The sequence below is a fragment of the Psychroserpens mesophilus genome (genome assembly GCF_050617655.1).
Taxonomy (GTDB): domain Bacteria; phylum Bacteroidota; class Bacteroidia; order Flavobacteriales; family Flavobacteriaceae; genus Psychroserpens; species Psychroserpens mesophilus_A.
Window position 1 is genome coordinate 1 of record NZ_JBODQC010000497.1, and the last position, 237, is coordinate 237.

At 62.4% G+C, this 237-nt stretch carries 1 pseudogene; it reads right to left on the reverse strand.

The annotated features are described in order from the left end of the window. Positions 1–237: pseudogene (locus ACRHNM_RS18145) on the reverse strand (nitrate/nitrite transporter); the annotation flags it as partial.

Consider the following 237-nt stretch of genomic DNA (forward strand, 5'->3'; position numbering starts at 1 on the left):
ATCCGGGAACTGGCTCTTCACCAGCATCGGGAAGCCGGCCGAGAAACCGATGTAGGAACCGAAGGTGCCGATGTACAACCAGCACATCAGCCAGTTGTGCTTGCGGCGGAAGATCACCGCCTGCTCGGAGAATGAGGAGCGGGCGCTGGTCAGGTCGTTCATGCCGAACCAGGCCGCGATGGCGCACAGCGCGATGGCCGGCACCCAGATGAAGCCGGCGTTCTGCAGGAACAATGG